General features: G+C 66.6%; 6 protein-coding genes. 5 read left to right on the forward strand and 1 reads right to left on the reverse strand.

The window, feature by feature from the left end; genetic code table 11:
• Positions 1 to 65 precede the first annotated feature (65 nt).
• From AC1DYM_RS20940 to AC1DYM_RS20960, 5 genes are all read left to right on the forward strand, one after another.
• Complete coding sequence (locus AC1DYM_RS20940) at positions 66 to 1,379, forward strand: APC family permease (RefSeq protein WP_477341676.1); 1,314 nt, start codon at positions 66 to 68, stop codon at positions 1,377 to 1,379.
• 47 nt (positions 1,380 to 1,426) lie between these two features.
• Entirely contained in the window at positions 1,427 to 1,975 is a 549-nt protein-coding gene (locus AC1DYM_RS20945; RefSeq protein ID WP_477341678.1) for a (2Fe-2S)-binding protein, read from the forward strand.
• The gene (locus AC1DYM_RS20950; RefSeq protein ID WP_477341680.1) at positions 1,972 to 4,248 is read left to right on the forward strand and encodes a xanthine dehydrogenase family protein molybdopterin-binding subunit; all 2,277 of its coding nucleotides are present in this window, start codon (positions 1,972 to 1,974) and stop codon (positions 4,246 to 4,248) included. The genes AC1DYM_RS20945 and AC1DYM_RS20950 overlap by 4 nt, the downstream gene beginning before the upstream one ends.
• A gap of 30 nt (positions 4,249 to 4,278) precedes the next feature.
• A complete protein-coding gene (locus AC1DYM_RS20955; protein WP_477341682.1) occupies positions 4,279 to 5,043 on the forward strand; it encodes a class I SAM-dependent methyltransferase in 765 nt (254 codons plus the stop codon).
• Between the two features lie 80 nt (positions 5,044 to 5,123).
• Positions 5,124 to 6,407: a polyhydroxyalkanoate depolymerase gene (locus AC1DYM_RS20960; protein ID WP_046969451.1), complete on the forward strand. Its 1,284-nt coding sequence runs from the start codon at positions 5,124 to 5,126 to the stop codon at positions 6,405 to 6,407.
• Between the two features lies 1 nt (position 6,408).
• Here AC1DYM_RS20960 and AC1DYM_RS20965 read toward each other — a convergent pair whose 3' ends face one another.
• The gene (locus tag AC1DYM_RS20965) at positions 6,409 to 7,512 is read right to left on the reverse strand and encodes an SLC13 family permease (RefSeq protein ID WP_477341684.1); all 1,104 of its coding nucleotides are present in this window, start codon (positions 7,510 to 7,512) and stop codon (positions 6,409 to 6,411) included.
• Between the last annotated feature and the right edge of the window lie 66 nt (positions 7,513 to 7,578).

A 7,578-nucleotide genomic window follows, 5' to 3' on the forward strand; every position in this document is an offset into this window, starting at 1 on the left:
CATCGCCGCTGAAGCGGCTCCCACATGGCATTATTCATTTCTTACACTAAGGCCGCCCGCACGCCATGGAAAATCCCGGATACGCCCGCCGCCTCACCCTGATGGACGCCGCGCTGATCGTCGTCGGCGGCATCATCGGTGGCGGCATCTTCCTCAATCCGGGCATCGTCGCGCAGCGCACCGGCTCGGGCTGGCTGTTGCTCGGCCTGTGGGTGGCGGGTGGCCTGCTCACCCTGATCGGCTGCCTCTGCTACGCCGAGCTGGGTGCGCGCCGGCCGGAAGCCGGTGGCAGCTACGTCTACCTGCGCGAAGCCTTCGGCAAACTGGCCGGCTTCCTCTTCGGCTGGACCATGCTGCTGGTGATCTACAGCGGCAGCGCCGCCGCCGTGGCGACCATCTTCGGCAGCTATGCCACCTCCGTGTTCGGCCTCTCGCCCGACCTGGTCAAGCCGCTCGCGGTCGGCGCCCTGGTCTTCGTGACCGGCATCAATCTATTCGGCATCCGCTTCGGCGCGCAGGTGCAGAACGTCTTCGCCATCCTCAAGCTGGCCGCGATCGCCGTGCTCGTCGTCACCGGCTTGGCCTTCGCGGGCGCGGGCAGCACGCAGGCGCTGGCCACGAGCCCGACGGAAGTGACCGGCTCGCTTGCCGGCGCCCTGCTCCCGGTGCTCTTCGCTTTTTCCGGTTTCAGCTATCTCAACAATCTCGCCGGCGAGGTGCGCGATCCGCAGCGCACCCTGCCGCGCGCCCTGGTCGTCGGCATGCTCGTGGTGATCACCGCCTATGTCCTGGTCAACTACGCGTACCTGGCCGTCCTCGGCCATGACGGACTGGCCAGCAGCCACGCGCCCGCGGCGGATGTGATGAGCCGGGTGTTCGGCGCGGCGGGTGCGAAGCTGATCGCCGTCGGCATCGCTATTTCGACACTCGGCTTCTGCAACATCACCCTCGTCGCCGGTGCGCGCGTACTCCAGGTGATGGGACAGGATGGCCTGTTCTTCAGCAGCGTGGCGCGGCTGCATCCGCGCTACCGCACGCCGAACATCGCGCTGATGATGCTCTCGGCCTGGGCTATCGTGCTGGTTCTCGCCGCCAACTACGGCCAGCTGCTCGACTTCGCCACCTTTGGCGACTGGGCCGCTTACGCGGTCACCATCGCCACGCTGTTCTGGTATCGCCGGCGCAGCAGGGAACGTCCGGTGTTTGCGACGCCTGCCTATCCGCTGCTGCCCCTGCTGTTCCTCGTAGCGGTCATCGGCGTCGTCGTGGCGTACAGCCTGGACAAGCCGCTCAGCGCTGGTGTGGTCTGCCTCGTCGTCCTCGCCGGGCTGCCCGTGTATGCGGTCTGGCGACGTCTGTTCAGTAAAGTGACTCGCTGAACAAGAGCACCGATGCCACAATGGCTCGGTTCAGCTGAGGAAAGCAGATGGCACAGCAAGGCCCGACGTCTCCCGTACCCGTCCCCAACAAGGACGCCAGTCAACCGGCGCCCAAACCCGTACGTGAAGGCATCGACCTCATCGTCAACGACAAACGCTATCGCCACACCGGCGAGGCGGGCATGCCCCTGCTCTGGTATCTGCGCGACGTGCTTCGTCTTACCGGCGCGAAATACGGCTGCGACCAGGGCGATTGCGGCTTCTGTACGGTGATCGTCGACGGCAAGGCGGTCGCCGCCTGCCAGACGAAGATGGAAAAGATGAGCGGCAAGCGCGTGACCACGGTCGAAGGCCTGGCAGGCGCGGACGGCAAGCTGCACCCCGTGCAGCAGGCCTGGATCGATGAGGACGCCATCATGTGCGGCTTCTGCCAGCCCGGTCAGATCATGGCCGCGGTGGATCTGCTCTCGCGCCAGAAAAACCCCTCGGACGCGGATATCGACAAGATCGGTAATCTTTGCCGCTGCGGCAGCTATGGCCGCATCCGCAAGGCCATCAAGCGCGCGGCGGGCACCATGAAGGATCCGAAGGCATGAGCGGTGAGATCCGTCTTTCCCGCCGCCGGTTCCTGAGGTACGCCGCCGGTACCGCGGGCGCCCTGGTGATCGGCATTGGCAGCGCCGAAGCACTCGACCGTCCCACGCCGGTTGCCCTGCTGGGTGACGCGTGGAGTCAGGTCGGCCCGTACCTGCGCGTTGCCGCGGACGGTCGGATCTTCATCGGCGTGCGCGATCCGGACAACGGTGAAGGCACGTCGACGTCGCTGGCGCGGATCATCGCCGAAGAAATGAGTGCCGACTGGAACCGTGTCGTCGTCGAGCCGCTCGGCCTCGGCGTCGAACAAGGGAACGGCGAGCCACGCTTCCTCTATGGTCGCCAGCGCAGCGGCGATGCCACCAGTATTCCGGCCGCGTGGGCCGATCTGCGTCAGGCTGGCGCCCTGGCGCGGTGGCTGCTGCTGCAGGCGGCGGCACGGCGCCTCGGCGTGCCGGCCGACCAGCTTCGCGGCGAGAACGGCATGGCCGTCGCCGCCGACGGTCGCAGGATTTCCTATGCCGATCTCGCCAGCGCCGCCGCGGGTATCGATGCACCCACGAGCCTGCCGCCACTCAAGCAGGCCGAGCGTTACACGCTGATCGGTCAGCCGGCGGGCGACGTCGATGCGACGGCCGTGGTGACGGGCAGCCTGCGCTACGCACTGGACGACAGTCTCGGCAATCCCGTGATCGCCGTGATCGCGCGCTGCCCCTACCCAGGGGGCACGCTCGATACCGCCGACCGGGATGCCGCGAAGAAGATCACCGGCGTCTATGACGTCATCGACATCACACCCGAACAGGGGCAGGCGCCTGGCATGACTACCCAGGCCCCGGCATTGGCCGTGCTCGCCCAGGACACCTGGTCGGCATTGGCTGGCCGCGCCGCGCTCCAGGCCACATGGAAGGCTGGAGACAAGCCCGAACCGTCGGTCTCCGCCCTCGAGCAGAAGGCACAGGAGCTCTTCGGCGACGACGCCTTCACGCCGACCATCGTGCGCGAGGACGGCGACATCGCCAGCGCACGGAAGAAGGCGACGCGAGCGCTCGAAGCCACGTATTTCCAGCCCTGGGTGGCGCATGCGACGGCGGAAACGCCCAACTGCGTCGTCCGCCTGGACCCGGATACCAGCGTGACCGTGATCGCCGCGACCCAGTCGCCGCGTCAGGCGTATGCCGTCGTGCAGCGGATGACCGGGTTCCGCCCGGACCAGATCGATATCCAGGTGCCGCGCGGCGGCGGTGGCTTCGGCCGTCGGCTCGAGCAGGATTACATCGCCGAAGCGATGGCGATCGCTCTGGCCAAGAAAGACGACGCGATCCGGAATCGCCCGCTTAAGGTCCTCTGGACCCGTGACGACGACCTCGCCCGCGATTACTACCGGCCCATGGCCGTGCATCGCCTGAATGCCTCGCTCGACAAGGCCAAGAAGATTGTCGGTTGGCACCAGCGCATGGCCAGCCCGTCCGCCCTCGTCGGCCGTGCCACGCCGGACAATCGCCTATGGCAGTCCGAACTGGTCGCAGACGCGCTGCCGGCCGGCCTGGTGCCGAACTTCCGCAGCGACTGGTACCCGCTGGATTCGAAGCTCGCCCGTGGCGAATGGCGCGGCTCGCCACACGTGACGCCCACCTTCGCCTCGGAAAGCTTTATCGACGAGCTGGCTCACGCCGTGAAGGCCAATCCGCTGGATTTCCGCCTCGCCATGCTCGGCGACGCACGCCAGCTGCCGTACAGCGGCCGCGGCGGCCCGATCGACACCGCGCGCCTGGCCAATGTGCTCAAGCTGGCCGCCGACAAGATTGACTGGAGCCGCTGGCTGCGCAGCGAAAACGGCCTGGGCATCGCCTGCGCCTACGTCTTCGGCGCCTACGTGGCTCACGCCATCGAAGTGGCCCCGACGACCGATGGCATCGATATCCACCGCGTGGTCTGCGTGGCCGATGTCGGCCGTGTCATCAATCCGCTGGGTCTCGAGGCCCAGCTGCAGGGGGCGACCATGGACGCGTTGTCCACCGCCCTCAACCTCGCCATCACGATCAAGGATGGCAAAGTGCAGCAGACGGGATTCCGCGATTACCCGATCGCCACCACCCAGCCGCTGCCTTACGAGATCGAAACCCTCATCGTGCCCTCGACGGCCGAACCGACGGGCGCCAGCGTGATCGGCGTGCCTTCGGCGGCGCCGGCCCTGGCCAACGCGGTGTTCCGTGCCACGGCCGTACGCGTGCGTCGCCTGCCCCTGCTTCGTGAGTTCGCCCGCCTGCGCTGATTTGCCGTTTTCCACCGCCCGAGGTACCGCATGACTGTCGCATCCTTTACCTCGGGCCCACCTGCCCCACGCACCGACGCCGACCTGATCGGCAGCAACAAGCGCTTCTATGACGCGCTCTGGTCGGAAGCCAAGCTGTTCTCACCGGACCGCTTCAACACCTGGCCCCTGGTGTCGGAGCTGGCGGCGCAGACCTCCCGACGGCTCGAGGTCGCCCCCGGCCTGCGCCCACGGCTTCCGCTGGCGGACACGCAGTTCGTCGACCTGAGCCGACCGGCCCTGGCCGAGCTGTCCCGTCACGGGGCCAGGGTCGCCAACGCCATGATCGGCGCGCTGCCGTTCCGTGATGCCAGTTTCGACTTCGTCTGCGCGTTCGACATCCTCGAGCACGTGGTCGACGACGAAGGCGCCTTGGGCGAGCTCGCGCGCGTGGCCGAGCCCGGCGCCCGGCTGCTGCTCTCGGTGCCCCTCCATCCCGAGGCCTGGACCGCCTTCGACGACTTCGTCGGCCACTACCGCCGCTATGAGCCGGAAGCCATCCGGGCCCTGCTGGCACGGCACGGCTTCACCATCGAGCGCAGCGCCGTCTACGGCATGCAACCCAAATCCTCGAAGCTCCTCGACCTCGGCCAGTGGTACCTGACGCACCAGCGCGCCCGCGCGATGTGGTGGTACAACAAGGTTTTCATGCCCCTCGGTGTGCGCTTCCAGAAGCCACTGGCCTTCACGCCAGGCTTCGCGCCCGGACCGGGAGTGGACGAAGTCCTGCTGGTCTGCCGCAAGGCTAGCCTTTAAATCGAGCAAAAACAGGGGCTTTACACATGACGCGGCGCAAGTGGTTATGATGCGCCACCTCCCCGCCCCCCGGACCCTGCATGCTCTATCTCATGCACGAATTCCAACGCTCGATGCTCAGCCCCCTGACCTACTGGGCAGAAGCGAGCGCGAAGATGTTTGGCGATATCGCCAGCCCGTTTGCCCGCATGCCTGGCGCCGACCGCGCCGCCGCAGGCTACGAGCTGATGTTCCGGCTGGGCAAGGCGTACGAGAAGCCCGAGTTCGGCATCCACACGGTGGAAGCGCACGGTCACGATGTCGCCATCGTCGAACAGGTCGCAATGGCCAAGCCGTTCTGCACGCTGAAGCGCTTCAAGCGCTTCTCCGACGACCAGGCCACGGTCGACCGCATGAAGAACGATCCGGCGGTGCTCGTCGTGGCGCCGCTGTCGGGTCACCACTCGACCCTGCTGCGCGACACCGTGCGCACGCTGCTGCGCGACCACAAGGTGTACATCACCGACTGGGTCGACGCGCGCATGATCCCGACCGACGAGGGTTCGTTCTCGCTGGCCGATTACGTCTCGTACGTCGAAGAGTTCATCCGCCACGTGGGTGTGCATCGCGCGCACGTGGTGTCGGTGTGCCAGCCCACCGTGCCGGTGCTCGCCGCCGTCTCGCTGATGGCCGCGCGCGGTGAAGACACGCCGCTGACGCTCACCCTCATGGGTGGCCCGATCGATACGCGCAAGAGCCCCACGAGCGTGGACAACCTGGCGACGACGCGGCCGCTGTCGTGGTTCCGCAACCAGCTCATCCACAAGGTGCCGTACCAGTACCCCGGCGCGGGCCGCGAGGTCTACCCCGGATTCCTGCAGCACGCGGGCTTCCTGGCGATGAACCCGAGCCGCCACGTCATGTCGCACTGGGACTTCTACGAGAACCTGCGCAAGGGCGATCTCGACGACGCCGAGCAGCACCGCAAGTTCTACGACGAGTACAACGCCGTGCTCGACATGCCGGCCGAGTATTACCTCGACACCATCGAAACCGTGTTCCAGGAACATCGCCTGCCGATGGGCACGTGGGATGTGCACGGCGAACGCGTCCTGCCGGCGAAGATCAAGAACACCGCCTTGCTCACCATCGAAGGTGAGCTCGACGATATCTCCGGCCTCGGCCAGACCGAAGCCGCGCACGGCCTGTGCAAGGGCATCCCGAAGAAGCTCAAGAAGCACATCACCGTGGAAGGTGCCGGCCACTACGGCATCTTCAGCGGCCGTCGCTGGCGCGATGTGGTCTACCCGGACGTCCGCGATTTCATCGCGAAGTTCGACAAGGGCAACAGCAACACGGGTGCCAAGGGCAACCGCAAGGCCTGACCTACAGCAGCGCCCAGCCGATCAGGCCGATCACGACGAAGAACGGCAACGACCAGAGATGGAACGTTGCCCACGCCTTGCGCTCGCCGAGCAGGCGCAAGGCGATCAGGTTCGCCAGCGAACCCAGCACGAAGCCGAAGCCGCCGGCGTTCACACCCCAGGCAATGGTGCGCCAGTCCTTCGAATATTCCGCAAGCAGGATCGCCGCCGGCACATTGCTGACCACTTGCGAGGCGAGTGCGCCCGTTGCGTAAAGATGCGACGGCTGGTCCAGCCCGAGGCCGCCCAGGAACTGCTTTACGCTGTCGAGGCCGGCCAGCATGCGCAGGTCGATGAACATCAGCACGAAGGTGAGCAGCAGGCCCCAGTCGATGCTCGCGATGATCCGCCGGCGAAAGACAAGGAACACGGCCAGCACGCCGAGCAAGCCCCACTCCGCATGATGGAAATCGGCAAGGAAGAGGAAGGGCACGTAGAGCACTGTGGCGACGATCAGCAGCGACCGGTCGACGCCTTGCTCGTTCTCCTCGTGCACCTGGAGCGCCGTGCCTGGAAAGGCCAGTGCCGTGACTACCAGCAGCAGGGCCAGCGCGATCGCCACCAAGGGCAGCATGGCCCAGACGAAGGCGCCGAATCCGTTGTTCCACTGCTGCCAGAGAAACAGGTTCTGCGGGTTGCCGATCGGCGTGAGCATCGATCCCGCGTTCACCGCGAGCGCTTCGAAGACCACCAGGCGCGTCGCGGGCATGCGGGCGATGCGGCACATGCTCAGGGTCAGCGGCACCATGACGAAGAGCGACACGTCGTTGGTGAGCAGCATCGACAGCAATGCGGTCGCGGCGATCAGTCCGAGCGCCGCAATCCGCCTCGTCGACGTCCGCTCGATCAGCCAGTGGCCGGCCACATGGAGCGCACCGCTGGTTTCCACGGCCTTGGTCAACAACAGCAGGCCGGCGAGTGCGGCGATGGTCGGCCAGTCCACGAGGGAGGGCCAGTCGGGAATGCGCGTGGGCTTGGCGATGGCCAAGACGACCAGCACCGCCAGAAGAACGAGAAAGAACACGTCGCGGCGCAGGGCGCGCAACGATTCGGGCAACCACTTCATCGATAGGATCCCACCAGCCAGGGCTGGATCATATCGGGTGCGCGCGTCGCCGGGGCGTGCATGCCC

It is taken from the genome of Luteibacter sp. P1_D3 (assembly GCF_056406135.1).